The organism is Thermus sp., assembly GCF_037444525.1.
In the GTDB taxonomy this organism is placed as follows: Bacteria; Deinococcota; Deinococci; order Deinococcales; family Thermaceae; genus Thermus.
In genome coordinates, this window is sequence record NZ_JBBIMD010000041.1 from 1 (window position 1) to 21,329 (window position 21,329).

General features: G+C 66.1%; 18 protein-coding genes and 2 tRNA genes. 10 read left to right on the forward strand and 10 right to left on the reverse strand.

Going from position 1 to position 21,329, the window contains the following annotated elements:
- A partial coding sequence (locus WKI94_RS07745; protein ID WP_337845194.1) for a homocysteine S-methyltransferase family protein occupies nucleotides 1–737 on the reverse strand: 737 nt, incomplete at its 3' end.
- Between the two features lie 42 nt (nucleotides 738–779).
- Here WKI94_RS07745 and WKI94_RS07750 point away from each other — a divergent pair.
- Nucleotides 780–2,318 (forward strand): nicotinate phosphoribosyltransferase, encoded by a 1,539-nt coding sequence (locus tag WKI94_RS07750; RefSeq protein WP_337845195.1) that lies wholly within the window; start codon nucleotides 780–782, stop codon nucleotides 2,316–2,318.
- 126 nt (nucleotides 2,319–2,444) lie between these two features.
- Here the strand turns inward: WKI94_RS07750 and clpX are convergent, their stop codons facing one another.
- From clpX to WKI94_RS07780, 6 genes are all read right to left on the reverse strand, one after another.
- A complete protein-coding gene (gene clpX / locus WKI94_RS07755; RefSeq protein ID WP_337845196.1) occupies nucleotides 2,445–3,641 on the reverse strand; it encodes an ATP-dependent Clp protease ATP-binding subunit ClpX in 1,197 nt (398 codons plus the stop codon).
- Nucleotides 3,628–4,212 carry an ATP-dependent Clp endopeptidase proteolytic subunit ClpP gene (gene clpP / locus WKI94_RS07760; RefSeq protein ID WP_337845197.1) on the reverse strand — a complete coding sequence of 195 codons (585 nt, stop codon included), beginning with the start codon at nucleotides 4,210–4,212 and terminating at the stop codon, nucleotides 3,628–3,630. Before clpP ends, clpX begins: the two co-directional genes overlap by 14 nt.
- Before the next feature lie 76 nt (nucleotides 4,213–4,288).
- A complete protein-coding gene (tig, locus tag WKI94_RS07765; protein ID WP_337845198.1) occupies nucleotides 4,289–5,503 on the reverse strand; it encodes a trigger factor in 1,215 nt (404 codons plus the stop codon).
- Between the two features lie 34 nt (nucleotides 5,504–5,537).
- Nucleotides 5,538–5,622, reverse strand: a tRNA-Leu gene (locus tag WKI94_RS07770).
- A gap of 52 nt (nucleotides 5,623–5,674) precedes the next feature.
- Nucleotides 5,675–5,751: transfer RNA gene (locus WKI94_RS07775), tRNA-His, on the reverse strand.
- Between the two features lie 28 nt (nucleotides 5,752–5,779).
- Entirely contained in the window at nucleotides 5,780–6,064 is a 285-nt protein-coding gene (locus WKI94_RS07780) for a rhodanese-like domain-containing protein (protein ID WP_337845199.1), read from the reverse strand.
- A 118-nt stretch (nucleotides 6,065–6,182) separates the two neighbouring features.
- Between WKI94_RS07780 and carB the strand changes: the two genes are divergently transcribed.
- From carB to mqnP, 7 genes are all read left to right on the forward strand, one after another.
- Nucleotides 6,183–9,269 (forward strand): carbamoyl-phosphate synthase large subunit, encoded by a 3,087-nt coding sequence (gene carB, locus WKI94_RS07785; RefSeq protein ID WP_337845200.1) that lies wholly within the window; start codon nucleotides 6,183–6,185, stop codon nucleotides 9,267–9,269.
- Nucleotides 9,266–9,595, forward strand: coding sequence for a cyclic-di-AMP receptor (locus WKI94_RS07790; RefSeq protein ID WP_337845201.1), 330 nt, complete (start codon nucleotides 9,266–9,268; stop codon nucleotides 9,593–9,595). Before carB ends, WKI94_RS07790 begins: the two co-directional genes overlap by 4 nt.
- A gap of 1 nt (nucleotide 9,596) precedes the next feature.
- Nucleotides 9,597–9,914, forward strand: a complete 318-nt coding sequence (locus WKI94_RS07795; protein WP_337845202.1) for an AbrB/MazE/SpoVT family DNA-binding domain-containing protein — start codon at nucleotides 9,597–9,599, stop codon at nucleotides 9,912–9,914.
- Nucleotides 9,915–10,077: 163 nt separating this feature from the next.
- Nucleotides 10,078–10,842, forward strand: coding sequence for a tRNA (adenine-N1)-methyltransferase (locus WKI94_RS07800; RefSeq protein ID WP_337845203.1), 765 nt, complete (start codon nucleotides 10,078–10,080; stop codon nucleotides 10,840–10,842).
- Nucleotides 10,827–12,377 (forward strand): NFACT family protein, encoded by a 1,551-nt coding sequence (locus WKI94_RS07805; RefSeq protein WP_337845204.1) that lies wholly within the window; start codon nucleotides 10,827–10,829, stop codon nucleotides 12,375–12,377. Before WKI94_RS07800 ends, WKI94_RS07805 begins: the two co-directional genes overlap by 16 nt.
- A 23-nt stretch (nucleotides 12,378–12,400) precedes the next feature.
- Entirely contained in the window at nucleotides 12,401–12,751 is a 351-nt protein-coding gene (panD, locus tag WKI94_RS07810) for an aspartate 1-decarboxylase (protein ID WP_337845211.1), read from the forward strand.
- Nucleotides 12,748–13,596: a menaquinone biosynthesis prenyltransferase MqnP gene (gene mqnP, locus WKI94_RS07815; protein WP_337845205.1), complete on the forward strand. Its 849-nt coding sequence runs from the start codon at nucleotides 12,748–12,750 to the stop codon at nucleotides 13,594–13,596. Before panD ends, mqnP begins: the two co-directional genes overlap by 4 nt.
- A gap of 78 nt (nucleotides 13,597–13,674) precedes the next feature.
- On the opposite strand, the gene WKI94_RS07820 is transcribed toward mqnP, so the two are convergent.
- Genes WKI94_RS07820 through WKI94_RS07830 form a run of 3 tightly spaced genes read right to left on the reverse strand, consistent with a single transcriptional unit; the run spans nucleotide 13,675 to nucleotide 19,085 of the window.
- On the reverse strand, nucleotides 13,675–16,992 hold the full coding sequence (locus WKI94_RS07820; protein ID WP_337845206.1) for a molybdopterin-dependent oxidoreductase: 3,318 nt from the start codon (nucleotides 16,990–16,992) through the stop codon (nucleotides 13,675–13,677).
- A complete protein-coding gene (gene nrfD / locus WKI94_RS07825; protein WP_337845207.1) occupies nucleotides 16,992–18,185 on the reverse strand; it encodes an NrfD/PsrC family molybdoenzyme membrane anchor subunit in 1,194 nt (397 codons plus the stop codon). Before nrfD ends, WKI94_RS07820 begins: the two co-directional genes overlap by 1 nt.
- Before the next feature lie 12 nt (nucleotides 18,186–18,197).
- The gene (locus WKI94_RS07830; RefSeq protein WP_337845208.1) at nucleotides 18,198–19,085 is read right to left on the reverse strand and encodes a 4Fe-4S dicluster domain-containing protein; all 888 of its coding nucleotides are present in this window, start codon (nucleotides 19,083–19,085) and stop codon (nucleotides 18,198–18,200) included.
- Nucleotides 19,086–19,264: 179 nt separating this feature from the next.
- Here WKI94_RS07830 and WKI94_RS07835 point away from each other — a divergent pair, with 179 nt between their 5' ends.
- A complete protein-coding gene (locus tag WKI94_RS07835) occupies nucleotides 19,265–20,149 on the forward strand; it encodes a PhnD/SsuA/transferrin family substrate-binding protein (RefSeq protein ID WP_337845209.1) in 885 nt (294 codons plus the stop codon).
- The coding region (locus tag WKI94_RS07840) for a histidine kinase (protein ID WP_337845210.1) at nucleotides 20,146–21,329 on the forward strand (1,184 nt) is incomplete at its 3' end. The genes WKI94_RS07835 and WKI94_RS07840, both read left to right, overlap by 4 nt.

Here is a 21,329-nt window from a genome sequence, read left to right on the forward strand (position 1 = left end):
CTTTCCAGGGCGGCCAAGGCCGCGGCCTCGTCCGTGCCCACCAGCATGGTGCCCGTGGCCTCCATGGTCACCTGCACCTGGAGGGGCCCCTCCCGCCCCACCTCGGCCATGGCCTCCCGCACCGCCAAGACCGCGCAGCGCACTTGCAGGATGTCCTGGGCCGTTTCCAGCAGGATGAGGTCCACCCCGCCAAGGAGAAGGCCCCGGGCCGCCTCCTTGTAGGCCCCGTAAAGCTCCTCCCAGGTGATCTGGCCCAGGGAGACGAGCTTGGTCCCGGGGCCCAAGGCCCCCGCCACGAAGGCCCCGTAGGGCCGGGCCGCCTCCCTGGCAAGCTCCGCACCCCGCCGGGCGAGCTCCTCCGCCCGCTCCCCAAGGCCGTACTCCGAGAGCACGTGGCGCAGGGCCCCGAAGGTGTTGGTCTCGATGACCTCGGCCCCGGCCTCGAGGTAGGCCCGGTGGATCCCCTGGATCACCTCCGGGCGGGTGGCGTTCAGGATCTCGGGGCAGCCGAAGTAGGCCTCCCCCCCGTAGTCCTCCGGGGTGAGGTCCAGCTTCTGGAGCTCCGTGCCCATGGCCCCGTCAAAGACCAGGACCCGCCGGGAGAGGGCCTCGAGGTAGGGAAACTTCCGGGCCCGGGCCTCCTTGTTGTACCCCAGGCGGACGAGGGGCGCCTCTCCCCACCCCGCCCCCCCGTGGAGGTGGCGGCACCCCGGGCTGCAGGTGTGGACCTCCACCATATCCCGCTAGTGTAGCCAAAAGGAAGGGGCTATGCTAGCCCCATGGACCCCTTTGGCATCCTCTACACCGACCTCTACCAGCTCACCATGGGGCAGGTCTACTTCCGCCTTGGCCTCCACGAGAAGGAGGCCCTCTTTGAGGCCTTCTACCGCAGAAACCCCGACTACGGGGCCCACCAGGCGGGCTACACCGTCTTCGCCGGGCTGGACCCCCTACTTTCCTGGATGGAGGAGGTCCATTTCGGGGAGGAGGAGATCGCCGCCTTAAAGTCCCTTAAAAGCCGCTCGGGGAAACCCCTCTTTGACGAGGACTACCTCCGCTACCTGAAGGCCATGGGGGGGTTTTCCGGCCTTAGGGTGCGGGCCCTCCCCGAGGGCCGGGTGGCCCACCCCCAGGTGCCCCTCCTCAGCGTGGAAGGCCCCCTCCTCCAGGCCCAGCTCCTGGAAACCGCCCTCCTTAACCGCATCAACTACGAAACCCTCATCGCCACCAAGGCCAGCCGGGTGCGGGAGGCCGCGGGGGAGGCCTTGGTCTTGGAGTTCGGCCTAAGGCGGGCCCCGGCCAAGGGGGGCGAAAGCGCCACCCGGGCGAGCCTCATCGGGGGAGCGGACCGCACCAGCGCGGTCTCCCTCTCCCACCTCCTGGGCCTTCCCCCCTCGGGGACCCATGCCCACAGCCTGGTCCAGGCCTTCCTGGCCCTGGGCCATACGGAGGAAGACGCCTTCCGGGCCTTCGCCGAGGTCTTCCCCGACGACACCGTCCTCCTCCTGGACACCGTGGACACCCTCCACTCGGGCCTGCCCCACGCCATCCGGGTCTTTGAGGAGCTGAGGCGCCGGGGGCACCGGCCCGTGGGGGTGCGGATCGACTCCGGGGACCTGGCCCACCTGGCCATCCAGGTGGCCCGTGAGCTGGACCGGGCGGGCTTCCCCGAGGCTTTCATCGTGCTTTCGGGGGACCTGGACGAGCTCGTCATCTGGCAGATCAAGAGCCAGATCCTGGAGGAGGCCCCCCGCTACGGGGTGGAGCCGGAAGCCCTCCTGAAGCGCCTGGTCTACGGGGTGGGGACCAAGATGGTGGTCTCCTGGGGGGCCCCCGCCCTGGGGGGGGTCTACAAGCTGGTGGCCATCCGGGAGGACGGGGGGTGGGCCCCGGCCATCAAGATCTCGGACTCCCTGGAAAAGGTCCTAAACCCTGGGCACAAGAAGGTCTTCCGGGTCTACGACCATAGGGGCCTCGCCACCGCGGACCTCCTCACCACCCACGAGGAGGAGCCGGACCCCAAGAAGCCCCTCACCCTAAGGCACCCCACGGATCCCACCAAGCGCCGGGCTCTCTTGCCCGGAACGTACGCCCTCGAGCCCCTCCTGGAGGAGGTCTTCCGCGGAAAAAGGCTCTTCCCTCCCCTGCCCCTAGAGGTCCTCAGGGAAAGGCGGCGGCGGGACGTGGAGCGGCTGGACCCAGGGGTGAGGCGGCTCGTGAACCCCCACATCTACCATGTGTCCTTGAGTGAGCGCCTCTTCGCCCTCAAGGAGACCCTCATCCGCAGGCTAGAGGAGGGAGAGGCGGGCGTGCCCTAAGTGCCCCACCGAAGCGAAAGCTTCGGTGGGGACCCCAGAAAGAGGGTTCAGCATGCCCTTCCTCCGAGCCCCATGAGGATTTTTCAATGCCCGGGCACTTAGATACCCCGCCTGGGAGCGGGGCCCTTAGGAGGCCTGGCGGAGCCTCGCCTCCTCCAGGGCCTTCAGGGGGCTATCCAGGTGGGGCAGGTCAAAGACGATCTCCTTTACCCCACTCCCCGGGGCCTCAAACATGAGGTCCACCATGGCCTTCTCCAGGATGGCCCTAAGGCCCCTGGCCCCCGTGCCCCGTTTCAGGGCCCGCCTGGCCACCTCCTTGAGGGCGGCCTGGGTGAAGCGGAGCTCAATCCCCTCCATGCGGAAAAGCTCCTGGTACTGCCGCACCAGAGCGTTTTTGGGCTCGGTGAGGATGCGCACCAGATCCTCCTCCCCCAAGGGGTGGAGCTGGACGATGAGGGGGGCCCGGCCCACGAACTCGGGGATCATGCCGAACTTGATGAGGTCCTCGGGGATGACCTCCGGGGTCTCCTCCCGCTCCACCGTGCCCTTGGTAAAGCCGATGGCCGTCTTCCCTACGCGGGCCTTGACGATGGTCTCCAAACCCTCAAAGGCCCCCCCAAGGATGAAGAGGATGTTCTTGGTATTCACGGGGATGAACTCCTGGTGGGGGTGCTTCCGGCCCCCTTGAGGCGGGACGTTGGCGATGGTGCCCTCGATGATCTTAAGGAGGGCCTGCTGGACCCCTTCGCCGGAGACGTCCCGGGTGAGGGAGGGGTTTTCCGACTTGCGGGCGATCTTGTCGATCTCGTCAATGTAGACGATGCCCATCTCCGCCCGCTCCACGTCAAAGTCCGCGTTTTGGAGGAGGCGCAGGATGACGTTCTCCACGTCCTCCCCCACGTACCCCGCCTCGGTCAGGGTGGTGGCGTCGGCGATGGCGAAGGGCACGTCCAGGAAGCGGGCTAGGGTTTCAGCAAGGAGGGTCTTGCCCGTGCCCGTGGGCCCGATGAGGAGGATATTGGACTTGCCGATCTCCGCCTCGGGGTGGAGGAGGCGCTTGTAGTGGTTGTAAACCGCCACAGAGAGGGCCCGCTTGGCCACCTCCTGGCCCACCACATACTGGTCCAGATGGGCCTTGATCTCCTGGGGCCGGGCCAGGCGGAGGGCGGGCCGTTCCCCTTTAGGGTTCTGCTTCAGGAACTCGTGGGCCTTCTCCACGCAGTCCTCGCAGATGTAAACCTCCTCCACCGGGCTTTCCAAAAGGCGGCCCGTCTCCGGGGGACGGAGGCCGCAGAAGCTGCAGTAGGCCCTATGCCTCTTCACGGGTCACCACCTGGTCAATGAGACCGTACTCCAGGGCCTCCTGGGCCGAGAGGTAGTAGTCCCGGTCCGTGTCCCTCTCCACCTTCTCCAGGGGCTGGCCGGTGTGCTGGGCCAGGATCTCGTTGAGGAGCTTCTTGGCCTTCAGGATCTCCTGGGCCTGGATGGCGATGTCGCTGGCCGTGCCCCGGGCCCCGCCCCAGGGCTGGTGGATCATGACCTTGGCGTGGGGCAGGGCGTAGCGCCGCCCCTTCTCCCCCGCCGCCAGGATGACGGCGGCCATGCTGGCCGCCATGCCGATGACGATGGTGGAGACCGGGGCCCGGACAAACTGCATGGTGTCGTAGATGGCCAGGCCCGCGTCCACCTCTCCGCCAGGGGAGTTGATGTAGAGGCGGATCTCCTGGTTTGGGTTTTGCGCGTCCAGGAAGAGGAGCTGGGCCACCACGGTGTTGGCCACCTGGGCATCTATGGGGGTGCCCAGGAAGATGATGCGGTCCTTGAGGAGGCGGGAGTAGATGTCGTAGACCCGCTCGCCGCGGGCGGTCTGCTCTATGACGTAGGGGATCACCATACCGTTCCCTATTGTAGCGGAGATGGGGGAAGGAAAACCCCCCTGGCCCACGAAGGGCCAGGGGGCGCCCAGGAACTTAGCCCAGCTGGGCCAGGGCCTCCCGCACCGCCTTGTCCTGGAGGTAGGAGGCCTTGAGGCGCTCCAGGCCCCCTTCCCCCATCTGCCGGCGGAGCTCCTGGGGGGAAAGCCCATACGCCCTGGCCACGCTCTGGAGGTAGGCCTGCCACTCCTCCTCGGAAAGCTCGGGGCGGAGCTCCTCCGCCAGCTTTTCCTTCGCCAAGGCGATTCGGACGCGCCGCAGGGCCTCTTGGCGCAGGTCCTCCTTGAACTTAGGGAGCTCCCCCTTCTCCTCCAGGGCCTTGAGGTAGGCTTCTAGAGGGATCCCCTCCCGGTAGAGGTCCTCCGCCAGGTGCTCCAGGAGGTGCCGCTCCTCAGCCTGGAGCATGGAGGGGGGGATGTCCACCTCCAGGCCCTCGGCGAGCTTATCCAGGAAGGCCCGCTCCCGGGCGGCCTGGTGCTCGGCCTCCGCCTGGCGCTTGAGGCTCTCCCGCACCTTGGCCCTTAGGTCCTCGAGGCTCTCGGCCTCCAGGGTCTTGGCGAACTCCTCGTCCAGCTCGGGGACCTGGAGGGTCTTGACCTCCAGAATCTCGGTCCTCACCTCCCGGACCTTCTCCCCCTTCTCGTTCAGGACAGGCACCTGGACCACATCCCCCGCCTTCTTGCCAAGAAGGGCCTCCCGCACGTGGGGCAAGGCCTTGGAGAGGTCAATGGGGAACTCCGCCCCCTCCTCCGTGCGCACGAAGACATGGTCCCCTTCCTCCGCCCCCCGGTCCACGGGAACGAGCTCCGCGTAGCGCTGGCGGAGCTCCTCCAGGGCCTTTTCCACCATCTCCTCCGTGACCTCAACGGGGGCCACCTCCAGGGTGAAGCTCCGCCAGTCGGGGAGGCGCACCTCGGGGTAGTTCTCCACCTCCGCCACGTAGACGAAGGGGGCCCCCTCCTCCAAGGAGGCCTCCACCACCCGGGCGCTTACCGGCTGGAGCCCAAGCTCCCGCACCGCCTCGGGGTAGGTTTCGTCCAGAAGGCGCTCCTTCAGGTCCTCCAAAAGCTCCTTCCGGCCCAACCGGGCCTCCACCACCTTCAGGGGGGCCTTGCCGGGGCGGAAGCCGGGGATCCGCACCCGTCCGGCCACCTCCCTCAACAGGGCCTCGTAGCCCTGGGCCACCCGCTCCGCGGGCACCTCCACCCGGACCTTCACCAGATAACCGGAACGCTCCAGGATCTCCGCCACACGCCACCTCACAAGGCTAGGGGCCTCGCCCTTGTGGTGCGAGGAGCGGGACTTGAACCCGCACGGGTTGCCCCACCGGATCCTAAGTCCGGCGCGTCTACCGGTTCCGCCATCCTCGCATAGGGGGCGAGGCCCCCCTTTAAAATACCACCCCTTTCGGGGTGGCCAGGTTGGGGTGAGCGATGGGACTTGAACCCACGACCCCCGGTTCCACAGACCGGTGCTCTAACCAGCTGAGCTACGCTCACCACGCTCAGCATCCGCCATTCTAAGCGCCTACTCTGCCTTCGTCAAGGCCTCGAGGCCCCCCTCCAGGCTCATGGCCTCGTAGCCCTCCGCCTCCAAGAAGAGCGCGGCCACCTGGCTGATGAGGCCCTTCTCGCACACCAGAAGGAGGGGGACCTTGGGCAGGTTATGCTCCCCCTTCTGGATCTTTTCCAGGGGTACCCACTCCGCGGGAAAGGGCAGGGGGGTCTTGCGCTTTTCCGCGGGGCGCACATCCACCACCTTCACCCCCCCTTCCAGAAGGGCGGGGAGCTCCTCGGGAAGGACCCGGCGCATAGTCCCACTATACCCCGGAGGGCTGGGGAAAGGTATGCATCCTTATGTGTAAAGTTGCAGACAGGAGGTATCTGGAGAAGGAGGGCTTTTCGTGGTATCCTTGCCCCTTGGGTGCGCGATGCCGCCTAGGAGAGACCTGAAAAAAATCCTCATCATCGGCTCGGGGCCCATCACCATCGGCCAGGCCGCGGAGTTTGACTATTCCGGCACCCAGGCCCTAAAGGCCCTCCGGGGGGTGGGGTACCAGGTGGTCCTGGTGAACTCCAACCCCGCCACCATCATGACCGACCCGGACCTGGCCGAGGCCACCTACATGGAACCCCTGAGCCTGGAGTACCTGGAAGGGGTCATCGCCAAAGAGGCCCCGGATGCCCTCCTCCCCACCCTGGGGGGGCAGACCGCCCTCAACCTCTCCATGGCCCTCTACGAGGAGGGCATCCTGGAACGCCACGGGGTGGAGCTCATCGGGGCCAAGGCCGAGGCCATCCGGAAGGGGGAGGACCGGGAGGAGTTCCAGAAGGCCATGCGCAAGATCGGCCTCGAGGTCCCCCGGGGGAAGATGGTCTCCTCCTTGGAGGAAGGCCTGGCCTTCGCCCAGGAGGTGGGCTACCCGGTGGTGGTCCGCCCCTCCTTCACCCTGGGGGGCACAGGGGGCGGGATCGCCCGAAGCGAGGCCGAGCTAAGGGAGGTCCTGGGCCGGGGGCTCAGGCTCTCCCCCGTGCACACCGCCTTGGTGGAGGAGTCCGTCTTGGGCTGGAAGGAGTTTGAGCTCGAGGTGATGCGGGACCACGCGGACACCGTGGTCATCATCACCAGCATTGAGAACTTTGACCCCATGGGGGTCCACACCGGGGACTCCATCACCGTGGCCCCCGCCCAGACCCTCTCCGACGTGGAGTACCAGAGGATGCGGGACGCCGCCCGGGCGATCATCCGAGAGATCGGGGTGGACACCGGGGGGTCCAACATCCAGTTCGCCGTGGACCCCAAGACGGGGCGGATGGTGGTCATCGAGATGAACCCCCGGGTCTCCCGCTCCTCCGCCTTAGCCTCCAAGGCCACGGGCTTCCCCATCGCCAAGATCGCCGCCCTCCTCGCGGTGGGCTACCGGCTGGACGAGCTGCCCAACGATATCACCCGCAAGACCCCGGCCTCCTTTGAGCCCACCATCGACTACGTGGTGGTCAAGATCCCCCGCTTCGCCTTTGAGAAGTTCCAAGACCTCCCCAACACCCTAGGGCGCCTTTCCGACGAGCTCGGCACCCAGATGAAGTCCGTGGGAGAGGTGATGGCCATTGGGCACACCTTCAAGGAGGCCCTCATGAAGGCCCTAAGGGGCCTGGAGCGGGACGTGCGGGCCTTGGCGGGGGTGCAGACGGAGGCCCTTGAAAGAAAGCTCTACCCCAACCCCGACCGGATCTACGCGCTCCTCGAGCTCCTCCGGCGGGGGATGGGCGTGGAGGAGCTCCACCAGGCCACCCGCATTGACCCCTGGTTCCTCCACCAGGTGAAGGAGATCGTGGAGGCGGAGGAGTGGCTTAAGACCCACCCCCCAAAGGACCGGGAGGACTGGCGCTTCTACAAGGGCCTAGGGCTTTCCGACGCCCGCACGGCCGAGCTCCTCGGCCGCAAGGAGGAGGAGGTGCGGGCGGAGAGAAAAGCCCTAGGGGTAACACCGGTCTACAAGACCGTGGACACCTGCGCGGCGGAGTTTGAGGCCCACACCCCCTACCACTACTCCACCTACGAGCTGGAAGACGAGGTCTGGCCCTCGAGGCGGCCCAAGGTGGTCATCCTGGGCTCGGGGCCCATCCGCATCGGCCAGGGGGTGGAGTTTGACTACGCCACGGTGCACGCGGTCTGGGCCCTGAAGGAGGCGGGGTACGAGACCATCATGGTGAACTCCAACCCCGAAACCGTCTCCACGGACTACGACACCGCGGACCGCCTCTACTTTGAGCCCCTCACCCTGGAGGACGTGCTCAACCTAGTGGAACACGAGAAGCCCATGGGGGTCATCGCCACCCTGGGGGGGCAAACCCCCTTGAAGCTGGCCAAGGGGCTGGAGGAGGCGGGGGTAAGGCTCCTCGGCACCCCTTTTTCCGCCATCCACCGGGCGGAGGACCGGGCGGAGTTCAACCGGCTCTGCCAGAGTCTCGGCATCCCCCAGCCCGAGGGCCGGGTGGCGGAGCGCCCGGAGGAGGCCTTAAAGCTTGCGGAGGAGGTGGGCTACCCCCTCCTGGTGCGCCCCTCCTACGTCCTGGGGGGGCGGGCCATGCGGGTGGTACGGAGCCCTGAGGAACTCCAGGCCTACCTGGAGGAGGTCTACGCCCCCCTGGTGGAACGGCCCTCCCTCCTTTTGGACCGGTACCTGGAAGGGGCCATTGAGCTGGATGTGGACGCCCTCTCCGACGGGGAGGAGGTCATGGTGGCGGGAATCATGGAGCACGTGGAGCGGGCCGGGGTCCACTCCGGGGACTCGGCCACCGTCTTGCCCCCCGTGCACCTCTCTAAGGAGGCCATGGAGAGGGTGCGGGCCTATACCAGGAGGCTCGCCCTAGCCCTGGGGGTGAAGGGGCTTTTAAACGTGCAGTACGCGGTGCTGGGGGAGGAGGTGTACATCCTCGAGGCCAACCCCCGGGCGAGCCGCACCGTGCCCTTCGTCTCCAAGGCCATCGGGGTGCCCCTGGCGAAGCTTGCCGCCCTCATCGCCGTGGGCAAGACCCTAAAGGAACTTGGGGTGAGGGATCTGAACCCCCTTCCCCCCTACTACGCGGTGAAGGAGGTGGTCATCCCCTGGCTCAAGTTCCCGGGGGTGATCCCCGTCCTAGGCCCGGAGATGCGCTCCACGGGGGAGAGCATGGGCATAGACGAGAACCCCTATCTGGCCTACTACAAGGCGGAGCTCGGCGCGGGGCAGAAGCTTCCCCTCTTTGGCCGGGTGCGCTTCCTTGGGGAGGGGCTGGAGGAGCTTAAGGCCCTCTACCGGGAGGCGGGGTTTGAGCTTTCCGAAGGGGAGTACGAACTCCTCATCGCCACCCTCCCCCACCCCGAGCTCAGGCGGGCGGTGGAGCGGGGCCTCCCCTTCATCACCACCAAGGAGGGGGCCTGGTGGAGCCTAAAGGCCATCCTGGCGGCCCGGGAGGCGCCCCTAAAGGTCCAGCCCCTCCAGGCCTGGCACGGGGTGTACAATAAGGCTCAATGAAGCTCATCGTGGCCATCGTGCAGGACACGGACGCCCCCGGGCTCACCAAGGCCCTTTTGGAGCGGGGCCTCCAGTCCACCAAGCTGGCCTCCACCGGGGGCTTCCTAAGGGAGGGGAACACCACCCTCCTCATCGGCCTCGAGGATGACCGGGTGGAGGAGGCCTTGGAGCTCATCCGGGAGAAGTGCCGCACCCGCACCCGGCTTGTCACCCGGGGCCTCCCCCTCTCCGAGGCCCCGGACCCCTTCCTGGCCCAGCCGGTGGAGGTCCAGGTGGGGGGGGCGGTGGTCTTCGTCCTGCCGGTGGAGGGGTTTTTCAAAGTGTAGCATGAAGGCTACCTTGGACAAAAGCGGCCGCCTTCTCCTTCCCAAAGCGCTCCGGGAAGCCTTAAACCTCAAACCCGGGGACACTTTGGAGGTCACCTTAGAGGAAGGGCATCTGGTTCTCACGCCCCTTCCCCCCGCACCCCTCCGCCGCAAAGGCAAGGCCCTGGTGGCCGAGGTGTATCCAGAAAGCGAAAACGCCGTAGAAGAGCTTGGCCAGGAGCGGCTAGAGGCCCTTTCCCGTGAAGGTTCTCCTGGACACCTCCACCCTGGAGGCTTGTGGCCCGGGGTCTCGGGGGTGGGGTGGTCTACGATGCCCTGATCGCCCAAGCAACCCGCAAAGGGGAGGTGGACCTCCTCCCTACTCTTAACCCAAAGGATTTCCTCCGCCTGGGGGAGGACATCGCCGTCAAAGTCCGTACCCCCAGGGGGAAACCCCCGGCCTAGCCTTGCGCCCCACGGGAAGAGCCCGTAGAGTGGACAGGATGGACGAGGGGCTTTTCCTCCTCAAGGACGGCAAGGGCCGGGCCTTCCTGGTGCGGGCGAGGCCCGGGGGGGTCTTCCACCACCACCGGGGGACGGTGCCCCACGAGGCCATCCTCGAGGCTGGCCCCGGCGGCCAGGTAACGACCCACCTAGGGGAAGCGCTTTCCGTGCACCGGCCGAGCCTGGAGGAGTACGTCCTCCACATGAAGCGGAGCGCCACCCCCACCTACCCCAAAGACGCCAGCGCCATGGTGGCCCTCCTGGACCTGGCCCCGGGGATGCGGGTCCTGGAGGCGGGGACGGGCTCCGGGGGGCTCACCTTGTTCCTCGCCCGGGCGGTGGGGCCGGAGGGGCTCGTGGAGAGCTACGAGGCCCGTCCCCAGCACCTCAAGCAGGCCGAGGCCAACGTGCGGGCCTTCTGGTCCCATGACAACGTCCGCTTCCACCTCGGGGCCCTGGAAGGGGCGGAGCTGGAAGCGGAGAGCTACCACGGGGTGGCCCTGGACCTCATGGAGCCCTGGAAGGTCCTCCCCAAGGCGGCCAGGGCCCTCATGCCCGACCGCTTCCTGGTGGCCTACCTCCCCAACATCACCCAGGTCCTGGAGCTGGTAAAGGGGGCGGAGGGGCTTCCCTTAAGGCTGGAACGGGTCCTGGAGGTGGGCTGGCGGGAGTGGGAGGTGAGGCTTCCCGTGGCCCACCCCCGCTTCCAGCAGGTGGGGCACACCGCCTTCTTGGTGGTCCTTCGCCGATGGAAGGCCTCCTGATCCACGCCGTCTTAAGGGAGCTCCAAAAGGAGCTTCCCGCCCTCTTCCTGGGCCCTGCTTTCCCCGAGGAGGGCACCCTGGCCCTCCTCCTAAAAGGGCGCTCGGGGCGGATCTTCAACCTGGTCCTCCGCCACCGCCCCCCAAGCCCGAGCCTGGTCCTGGAGGAAGCCCACCTGGAAGGGGAGCCCAAAACCCCCTTCCAGCGCCTCCTCCAGGCCCGGCTCAAGGGCCCCCTCCTCGCCGCGGAGCAGCTCAAGCTGGACCGGGTGGTCTTCTTCCGCTTCGGGGGGGAGAAGGGCTTCGTGGACACCCCACCTTCCACCCTGGTCTTTGAGGCCACGGGGCGGAACGCCAACCTCCTCCTCCTGGACGAGAAGGGCACCATCCTGGGGGTGGACCGCCCCATCGGGCGGGAGGTGAACCGCTACCGGGAGCTCCGCCCAGGCCTCCCCTACACCCCCCCACCCCCTTACGAGAAGCTGGACCCGAGAACCCTAAAGGAGGAGGACCTCCGGGTCCTCTTGGAAAAGCCCTTGAAGGAGATCGTGCGCCACGTGGACGGGGTGGGCCTCGAGCTCATGCGGGAGCTGGCCCGCCGGGCGGGCCTCACCCCGGAAACCCCCCTGGACGAGGAAAGCCTCGGGAGGGTCTACCGGGCCCTAAAGGGGCTGGTGGAGGACCCTTCCTTGCGCACGGAGCTTTCCGAGGAGCTCCGCCGGAAATGGGCCGAGGAGGAGAAGGAGGCCCTGAGGAAGCCCCTCCTCGAGGCGCTGGAGCGGGAACGGAAAACCCTCCTCGCCCGGCTTTCCGACTACCAAAAGGCCCTGGAACGCCTGGAGGAGGCCGAGGACCTTAGGGCGAAGGCCAGCCTCCTCCTCGCCCGGCTGAGGGCGGTGCCCCGGGGGGCAAAGCGGGTAGTTCTGGAGGGGTTCCAGGGGGAACGGGTGGAGCTCCCCCTAGACCCCGCCCTCACCCCCCAGGAGAACGCCAAGAAGCTTTACGAGCGGGCAAGAAGGCTGGAGGAGCAGGCGGAACGGGCCCTGGAGCTCATCCCCAAGACGGAAGGGCGAATCCGGGCCCTGGAGGAAGAGATGGAGAGGATCCGCAAGGCCAGCCTGGAAGAGCTCCTCAGCCTCTCCCAAAGGCCCAAGGGGGAAAAAGGCCCCAGGCTCGGGCTCCGCTACACCTCCCCCTCGGGCTTCCCGGTCCTCGTGGGCCGGAACGCCAAGGAGAACGACCTCCTCACCCGCGCCGCCCACTCCGAGGACCTCTGGTTCCACGCCCAAGGGGTGCCGGGGAGCCACGTGATCCTCCGGTGCGAGGGGAAAAACCCCCCGCTGGAAGACCTCCTCTTCGCCGCCCAGCTTGCGGCCTACCACTCCAAGGCCCGGGGGGAGCGCCAGGTGCCCGTGGACTACACCCGCAAGAAGCACGTCTGGCGGCCCCGCAAGGCCGCCCCCGGCCAGGTGCTCTACACCGGGGCCAAGACCCTCTTCGTGGAGGGCACCCTTCCCGAAGGGGAAGGCGGGGCGTAAACTTAGATCCCGTGAAGAGGGTGATGTTCCACGCCAAGATCCACCGGGCCACCGTGACCGAGGCCGACCTAAACTACGTGGGCTCGGTGACGGTGGACCAGGACCTCCTGGAGGCCGCAGGCATCCTCCCCTACGAGCAGGTGGACGTCTACGACCTCACCAATGGGGCCCGGCTCACCACCTACGCCCTTCCCGGAAAGCGGGGCTCGGGGGTGGTGAAGATCAACGGGGCCGCGGCCCACCTGGTGCACCCCGGGGACCTGGTCATCCTCGTGGCCTATGGGGTGTTTGAGGAGGAGGAGACTCAGAACCTAAAGCCCACCGTGGTTCTGGTGGACGAGAAAAACCGAATCCTCGAGGTGCGGAGAGGGTGAGTCGGCTCAAGCTCTACCTGGATCTCATCCGCTTTGAGCACACCCTCTTCGCCCTCCCCTTTGCCTACGGGGGCATGCTCCTCGCGGCGGGGGGGTGGCCGGGGGGGCGCACCTTCCTCCTGGTAACCCTGGCCATGGTGGGGGCAAGGACCATGGCCATGGCCCTGAACCGGCTCATAGACTGGCGCCTAGACGCCCTAAACCCCAGGACCAAGGACCGCCACCTGCCCAAAGGGCTGGTGAAGCCCTGGGAGACCCTCCTCCTCGCCCTTTTAGGCCTTTTCCTTCTGGTCTACGCAGGGCTTTCCTTGAACCCCTTGACCTCTAGGCTCCTCCCGGTGGCCGTCTTCTTCCTCACCGGCTACAGCTACACCAAGCGCTTCACCTGGCTCTGCCACTACGTCCTCGGCCTCACCATCGGAGCAGCGGCCGCGGGGGGGTGGATCGCGGTCACGGGGAGCTTCCACCCCACGGCCTACTGGCTTTGGGGGGGGGTGGGGCTTTGGATCGCGGGGTTTGACATCCTCTACGCCACCCAGGACTACGCCTTTGATCGGGCCTTTGGGATAAAGAGCATCCCCGCCCGCTTCGGCATCCCCCTGGCCCTGGGGATCGCTCGGGCCACCCACCTCCTGGCCTGGACGGCCTTCCTCCTTGCGGGGCTTTCCTACGGGGCCGGGGCCCTTTACTACCTGGGCCTCTTCCTTGTGGGGGGGCTTCTTTTCTACGAGCACCGCCTGGTCTCCCCCGAGGACCTCTCCCGGGTGGACGTGGCCTTCTTCCAGGCCAACGTGGGGGTGAGCTTGGGAATGTTCCTCTTCATCGTTCTGGACCTGTGGTTCTAAGTACCCCGCCGAAGCTTTCGCTTCGGCGGGGCCCTTCAACACCCCCACCGCCTCGAGGCGGTGGGGGAAGAAGGTCAGCTAGGCCAGATTGAGCCGCTTGCGCACCTCCGCCTGGAGAGCCTCCAGGGGCTTCCGCCCCCGGGCGACCTCCAGGGCCATGCGGGCCAGCTCATCCGCCCGGGGGTCATCGGGCTGGACCAAGGCCATCCGGGGGCCGGCGCTCATCACCCCGACCTCGGGCATCCGTTCCTGGGAGCGCCCCACCCGGACCAGCTTCACCCGGGTCCCCGTGAAGACCGAGTCCCCTGCGATGTAGTCGGTGAGGGAAACGTCTTTCAGGTAACCGTCCACCGCCATGGCCGGGTTGGGAACCAGGCCCTTGCTGCGGTGGGGATCCCCGGGGATGCGCTGGCCGTCAATCTCCACGTCCCTGGCTCCGTAGGCCCAGTGGCCATAGTGCCAGGAGACCCCCACGGAACCGGGGGCAATGCCCTCTATGACCCGAAGCTTGCCCTCTACGGCCACCTTAACCCCCGGGTAGATCTCAAACTCCCCGCCGAAGTCCGGGGAGAGGATGCGGACGATGTCCCCGTCCTCGAGGCCCAGGCGGTGCGCATCGTAGCGGCTTATGTAGACGTAGTTCTCGGGCTGGATGGCCAGCTGCCCCACGTAGTTGGAGACGGTACGGGACTGGCCCCCGAGGATCTCCTTAAACGTGAAGAGGGTGAGGTCGTACTCCTCGGGGAAAACCACCTCCTGGCCGTCAAAGTGCATCTGCCGCTGATAGAAGGGCACACCGGAGAGGCGCTTGCCGGTGATGGAGTGGAAGCCGGTACCGATGGGTTCCAAGTAGAGGTTAAGCTGCCCCTTGAGCGCGTGGTGGACAAACTCTCCCTCGTAGGCCTTGTCGGTGGCCTCAAAGCGGCCCCCTCGGTTGAGGAGGTAAACCACCCGCCGCCACAAGGCCTCATCCCCCACCGCCTTCTTCCAACGCTCCTCGTCAAAGACCGCCTTGGGCAGGTGCCGCCGGGCTTTGCGGAAAAGCTCCAGCTCCTCGTCGGAAGCCATGGGCGCCTCATCCCCGGGCTTATCCCCCGCCGCCAGGTTGGCCACCAGCTTGAGGTAATAGTCCTCGGGGCGATCCAGATGGAGGCCCGGCCCAAACGCATCCTTGCCAAACCCCGAGGCCCCAATCCGCTTGGCCAGGGCGATGATGAGCGTATCCATGGAAAGGGGCATCTCCTCCCCATCCACCTGGACAATCTCCGTCAAAGGTGGGGCCACCGGCTGGCGGAACTTGCTGATCTTGGTGAGCACCGCCGGGCTCGTTCCCACGGGGTTCCCCCAGCGCTCGAGGTACGTGAGGTCGGGGAAGATGTAGTCGGCGTACATGGTGGTTTCCCCGATAACCACGTCGGTGGCGATGATGAGGGGGATCTTCTCCGTATCCCGAAGCATCTCAATCTGGAGGTGCCCCGCGGGGGAAGCGTAGGCCGGGGTGCCGTAGTGGAGCCACAGGATCTTAATGGGGTAGGCGTACCCCGCGGCAATGGAAGGGATCACCTCCTGGTACACGTCGTCCGTGTAGGGGAACCACGGGCGCTTGGCCGGGTAGCCGTCCCGCTTAAAAAGGGTGCTGGTCTCGTAAGGGCCCGAGTCCTCACGGTTCACCTTGATGCCAAAGGGCGTGAGGGCGTTGGGGTGGAGCTTGTCCATGGGGAAAGGCTGCCCCTCCTTACCGCCCATCCCATCCCAAGAACCCCCGCCCTTGACCAACCCACCCACGTGGTCCACGTTCCCGATGAGGAAGTTTAGGTTGATGATGGCCTGGGCCGCGTAGAACCCCCAGGTGAACTTGATGGGCCCCCGGTAGAAGTCTATGGCCGCCCGCTTTCCGTGGGCGGTGAACTCCCGAGCCAAGGCCTCAATGGTCTCCACGGGCACACCGCTTTCCGCCGCGTAGAACTCCAGGGTATGGGCAAAGGCCGCCTCCTTAAGGAGCCGGAATCCGGACTTCACGCGGAAACCCTTGATCTCCGTGTCCACCTCCAGATCCCCCACCACGGGGTTCGCCTCATCGTTGGGGTCCACGGCCACGGGCTTCCCCCCGACCAAGGCGACGAAGTGGTGCTCAGGACCCAAGCCCAGATCGCTGGCCCTAAGGAGCTTGCCGTTGGCCACATTGACCAACCATGTGGCGTTGGTCCAGGAAAGCTCCCCGTTCTTCAGGGCCGCCGCCTTGTTGGCGTTTCGCAGGAAAGCGGCATCGTAACGCTTGTGCTCCAGGATCCAGCGGGTCATCCCCAAGGCCAGGGCCAGATCCCCCCCGGGCTTGATGGGGATCCACCACCCTTTGGCCGCGGTCTTGTTAAGCCTGGGGTCTATGACCGCCACCTTCAGCTTCCCCTCCACGATGGCCTGGGAAACCCTAGGCGAAAGGGGCGTGGGGCCAAAGTTGGCCTCGTTGTAGGAGGTGCCCCAGAAGATGACGAACTCCGCCCGGGTGTAATCGGGCTTCATGTGGTTGGGGCCCTTCTTCCAGCTGTACTTCCCGTTTTTCTCGGTCCAGCTGGCCAGGGCGTACTTAAAGGCCACGTGGTGGGCTTGCTCGCAGATGGTGGTGTGGCCGTACCAGTTCACGGAGCCCAGGGACTGGAAGGTGAAGCGCTTGGTGATCTGCTCACGGTCGGGGCTGATCCGCCCCCCCAGAAGGACAAACTGGTTGTTTTTGGGCCCGAGGTCCGGGTGGTCGGGGTCTATGAGAACGTCCAGGTGGTCCTTGTACTTGGCCTTGAACTCCTCCACCGTCATCTTGCCCGCCCGGATGGCGGCCACGTCCTCAGCCATGGCCTTGGCCAAGGCGGGGTCGCGGAGGACAAAGACATCCTTGAAGCCCGGCACCTCCCGGTCCTCGCCGATCTCAGCAAAGAGCTTACCCCCCTCCACGATCTCCTGGAGGGCCTGCTCAAAGGGGATGGTCTTCCACTTGTTGCTCCCTCGAGGCCCGGCCCGCTTGAGCACCGTCCGCACCCGGTAAGGATCGTAAAGGGTTTCCACCCCCGCCTGGCCCTTGGGGCAGATGGAGGCATCCACCTTGGCCGCTTGGTCCAGGGGAGTCCCGTAGGGCAGGTGGGGGTAGAGGTTCATGGGGCTATAGGGGTTGCCGTCTATCTTCGCCAAAATCCCCTCCTGGATCTTGGCCTTGATGGTGCACTGGGTGTTGCACTGCAGGCAGACGGTGTAGAGGACGTTCTCGGGAAGGGCCAAAGGGTAAATCCCCCCCTCACCGTTCTTGGCCCAAGCGGAGAAAAGGCGCTGCCCCTCCCGGCCCAAAAGGGCCCCGGCGCCCGTAAGCGTTCCCGCCTTCAGAACCTCCCTGCGCGTGAGCTTTTTCATCAGGCCACCTCCTTCTTGATCAAAGGCAGATAGCGGTACCCCAGGTAGAAGAGGGCTATCCCTATGGCCACCACACCCGCAAGAACTTGCCACTCAAAGAGGCTGGGGAAATAGGCGTAGGACAGGCGATTAAAAGGAGCGATGGGGTCTTGGTAACTCCGCTCCAACCCCCGAAGCTCCGGGGTGATGAGCCCGGGGATGACCAGGTTCAGCCGGACGGCGAAGAAGGTCACGGCCACCAGGATGGAGGCCAGGGCCACCGCCCGAGGCGAGGAGGAGCGGGTGGCCAAGAGCCACACAGGGATGGCCACGCCCAGCAGGACGTGGAAGATCCAGTACACGTACCAGTAGGGGCCAAAGAGAACATAGGTGAGGAGCTTGTACTCCGAGCCCACCCCATACCACATGGGGATGGAGTACTCGGCCCACTCCAGGAGGAGGTCAAAGAGGACCAGCCCCAACACGATGCGCCCCAAAAATTGGAGCATGCCCCGCCATTCCTCGTCCTTTTTGGGGTAAACCCAGGCCACCAGGAAAGTCATGAGCGCCCCACCAGAGACCAGCGCCCCGGTGAGGAAGAGGATGGGGTAAATGGGGCTATGCCAGTACTCCCGGGCCACCACAGTGCCGAAAAGGGCCCCCACGCCCCCGTGGAACGCGATGGCCAGCGGCACCCCTATGGTGCCCAAGATCCGCAAGATGCGGTTGTCCCGTTCCACCGCCTCCGGGGAAAGCCGCACCAAATCGCGGCGCACGGCAAAGAAGAGCTCCCCTAGGAGAAGGAGGAAGTAAGCGGTGTAGAGCCAAACCATCCAGGCCATCATGGAGTGGAACTGGGGTCTTAGGAAGACGTAGTAAAACCGCTCCAAGTGGCCCAGGTCAAACCAGATGGTCATGAGGGCCATGACCAAGGTGATGGCGGCCACATAAAGCGCCAGCTTACCGATCTTCTCCAGGCGGTGAACGCCGAAGACATACACGAGGCTAGAAAGGAGGAAAGCCCCAGCCGAAAGGCCGATGAAGTAGATGTACGCCGCCACCCAAAGCCCCCAGGGCACGTAGCTACCGTAGGCCGCCAAACGGTGCCCCGTGAGGAAACGTTCGGCTATACCCACGCCCCCGAAGAGGGCCAGGGCGATAAAAGCCACCCAGAGAAACCCGACCCACAAGGGATTCCGTCTTACCTGGACCATACCCCGCCTCCTCTACACCAGGTAGTAGACCTTGGGCTCGGTGCCCAGATGCTCCTTAAGCCGGACAGCGTTGTTGCGGGCCAGGAGCTCGGAAACCAAGGACTCGGGGTCATTGAGGTCCCCGAAGAAGGTGGCCCGCCCGATGCAGGTGGTCACGCACATGGGCAACTGGCCCTGCTCCAGCCGGTGGGCGCAGAAGGTGCACTTGCGAGCGTTGCCCACCGGGCTTTTGGGAATGACGCCTTCCGCCCGCTGCCACTGCCTGCCGTATTCAAAGTTGGGGAGTTCCTCGTAGGCCTTGGCCCCGTCCAGGACCAAGCCGCCAGGAAGGCCTTTGGCGGCCCCATCCGTCCAGTTCTCCCCGAAGTCAAAGGTGCGGGCCTGGTAGGGGCAAGCGGTGATGCAGTAGCGGCAACCGATGCAGGCGTTGTAGTCTATCTCCACGATGCCGTCCTCCCGCTTCCAGGTGGCCCCCACCGGGCAGACCGGAACGCACGGAGGATTGTCGCACTGCATGCAGGGACGGGGGAGGAACTTCCGGGTCACATGGGGGTAGGTGCCCACCTCGAGGTCAATGACCGGCCGATAGACCACCCCGGGGGGGAGCTTGTTTTCCATAGCGCACCCCACCGTACAAGCGTGGCAACCCACGCACTTGCGGGTGTCTATGACCATCCCCCACCTGCGCTGGTTCATGGGCTTCCTTAGCGCCCGCTCCAGATCCCGCTGCATCCGAAGAAGGACGTCCTCCTCCGCGCCGTCGCTCACCCGGAAGGGGAGAGCAGGGAAAGGCGTGCGGGAAGGGGAAGCCTCCGCCTGCACCGCCTGCCCACCCAACACCATTCCGGCGAACACCGCGGAGGCCACTTTCTCTAGAAAAGCCCGCCGACTGTCGGTCATGGGTCCACCTCCTTAACCATCCCTTACCTCCCGGTTCCGAGATTAGGCTTCGGCCAGCCTGTCCACATCGGTAGGTCTCCGACCCCAAGATCACCCCAAACGTCCCCTGGAAGGTCGGGGGCGGTACCGAGGGCAATTTGGGACATTCTTCCCAGGAAAGGGCGAGCAAAATGGGGCTTGTGAGGGCCTACCCCTTCCACCTTCTGATCCTTGCCCTTCTCCTCTTTTCCTGCCAGCGGGGAGTGGAGCTGGACCTGGGCCCCCGCTTAGACCTCCCCCAGGTGGTCCCCCTCCGCCAGGAATCCACCTTGGTGGTGGCGGTGGCCAATATGCTGAGCCCAGGGAGGGCCGAACCTTACGAGGTCCTGGCCCAGCACCTAGCCCAGGCCGCGGGGCTGGAGGCGGTGGTGGTGCAACGCCGAAGCTACCAAGCGGTCTTGGATCTCCTAGCCAGGGGGGAAGCCGATGTGGGCTTCCTCTGCACGCTGGCGGCGGGGAAAGGGTTGGAAGAGGGGTTTGTGGAGCTCCTGGCCGCCTCCGAGCCGGAAGAGGGTGCCCCCTACCGCGCTCTGGTGGTGGTGCCCGCCTCCTCCCGGGCCCGAAGCTTCTGGGACCTGGAGGGCCAGCGCTTCGCCCTAGTGGATCCCCTTTCCAACACGGGCGCGGCCTGGCCAAGGCTTCTCTTGGGCGCGAAAGGCCGCACCCTTGAGGGCTTTTTCCGCCAGGTCATCTACACCTATGCCCATGACCGAAGCCTGAAAGCGGTCCAGGAGGGTTTTGTGGACGGCGCTGCGGTGGACAGCTTGGTCTATCGGAGCCTGGCCAAGAAGGACCCTAGCCTACGGCGGCGCCTCCGGGTGGTCTGGGCCAGTCCCCCAGATCCCCCACCCCCCGTGGTGGTGCGAAAGGGCCTAGAACCCAGGATCAAGGCCCGCCTCCGGGCCGCCCTTTTGGCCCCCGCCCAGGGCCCGGTCCGGGAGGCTCTGGAAGCCATGAGCCTTCGGGGGTTTGGACCGGCCAAGAAGGAAGCCTACCTTCGGGTTTACCGGAGAGCGCAACCATGAGGCCCAGCCTCAAGACCAAGTTGCTTGGCCTCGCCTTCCTCGGCGTGGCGCTTACGGCCCTGGGGACCGGTGGGGTGGCCTACTGGTTTCTCTACCGGGAAAGCCTGCGGGCCCTGGACGCTCGGGCGCAGGCCTTGGCCCGGGCCCTCAGCGCCGAACTGGAGGAATACCTCCTCTCCAACGACCTCTATGGGGCCCACCGCCTGCTTCTCCAAACCCTGGACGAGGAAGTCCGCTCTGCCTACGTGATGGGACCCTCCGGCCAGGTTCTCCTCCACACCTTCTCCGAGGGCTTCCCCCAGGTCCTGCTCCGCTTCCCTGGGCATCTGGACTACCGCACGGGCCGCAACACCTACCACCAACGGGCGGCCTCCATCCTGGAAGGGCAGCTGGGGGAGGTCCGGGTGATCGTCAGCGAGGGGCCCTTCCAGGCCAGGCTGCGGCAAACCATAGCCCACCTGGCCCTGGCCATCCTGGGGGTGGCCCTGGCCACGGGCGGGCTTGCATACCGCGTGGCCCTGGCTTTTCTCAGGCCCATCCAGGACATGGTGCAGGACGTGGAGGCGCTGCGGCTTGGGAAGGTGGACCGCATCCGGGAACCCGAAGGGGAGCTGGCGGCCCTGGCCCAGAGCTTCAACGCCTACTTCGCCCAGGCTCGAGACCGCGAAGCCGAGCTCTTGGACCTCCAACGGGTGGCGGAGGCGGTCAACCGGGCGGAAACCCCGGAGGAGGTCCTGGAGGTAGCCCTGGAAACCCTGGTAGCCACGGGGCGCTTCCGTTGCGGGGACGCCTACCTGCGCCGGGGGGAAGGTTACCAGAAGGTGAGCAGCCGAGCCTGCGTATCGCAGGCCTGCCCCTTGCGGGAAGAGGCTTTAACCCAAGAGCCCCCTCCAGGCTTTCAAAAAATCCCCCTGGGGCAGGACGGCCTTCTCGTCCTATTGGGAGGGGAAGGGAGCAGTGAAGCCTTCCTGCAGGGGCTTTTTGCGCCCATCGCGGTGGGCTTGGAACGCGCCCGCTACTACGAGAGCCTGAGGGAGAAGGAAGCTCTGCGAGCCCAATTTTTGAGATCCCTGGTCCGGGCCCAGGAGGAGGAGCGGGCCCGCATCGCCCGGGATCTCCACGACGAGGTGGGCCAGGCCCTAACAGGACTCTCCTTGGGGCTGGAAGCTGCCCAAAACGA

Bases quoted from the DNA above. Each gene is read 5' to 3' on its own strand.
- nrfD (WP_337845207.1), bottom strand. From the start codon at position 18,185: ATGGTCCAGGTAAGACGGAATCCCTTGTGGGTCGGGTTTCTCTGGGTG.
- WKI94_RS07750 (WP_337845195.1), top strand. From the start codon at position 780: ATGGACCCCTTTGGCATCCTCTACACCGACCTCTACCAGCTCACCATG.
- clpP (WP_337845197.1), bottom strand. From the start codon at position 4,212: ATGGTGATCCCCTACGTCATAGAGCAGACCGCCCGCGGCGAGCGGGTC.
- WKI94_RS07800 (WP_337845203.1), top strand. From the start codon at position 10,078: ATGGACGAGGGGCTTTTCCTCCTCAAGGACGGCAAGGGCCGGGCCTTC.
- WKI94_RS07795 (WP_337845202.1), top strand. From the start codon at position 9,597: ATGAAGGCTACCTTGGACAAAAGCGGCCGCCTTCTCCTTCCCAAAGCG.
- WKI94_RS07805 (WP_337845204.1), top strand. From the start codon at position 10,827: ATGGAAGGCCTCCTGATCCACGCCGTCTTAAGGGAGCTCCAAAAGGAG.
- carB (WP_337845200.1), top strand. From the start codon at position 6,183: ATGCCGCCTAGGAGAGACCTGAAAAAAATCCTCATCATCGGCTCGGGG.
- WKI94_RS07820 (WP_337845206.1), bottom strand. From the start codon at position 16,992: ATGAAAAAGCTCACGCGCAGGGAGGTTCTGAAGGCGGGAACGCTTACG.
- WKI94_RS07790 (WP_337845201.1), top strand. From the start codon at position 9,266: ATGAAGCTCATCGTGGCCATCGTGCAGGACACGGACGCCCCCGGGCTC.
- WKI94_RS07780 (WP_337845199.1), bottom strand. From the start codon at position 6,064: ATGCGCCGGGTCCTTCCCGAGGAGCTCCCCGCCCTTCTGGAAGGGGGG.
- WKI94_RS07830 (WP_337845208.1), bottom strand. From the start codon at position 19,085: ATGACCGACAGTCGGCGGGCTTTTCTAGAGAAAGTGGCCTCCGCGGTG.
- panD (WP_337845211.1), top strand. From the start codon at position 12,401: ATGTTCCACGCCAAGATCCACCGGGCCACCGTGACCGAGGCCGACCTA.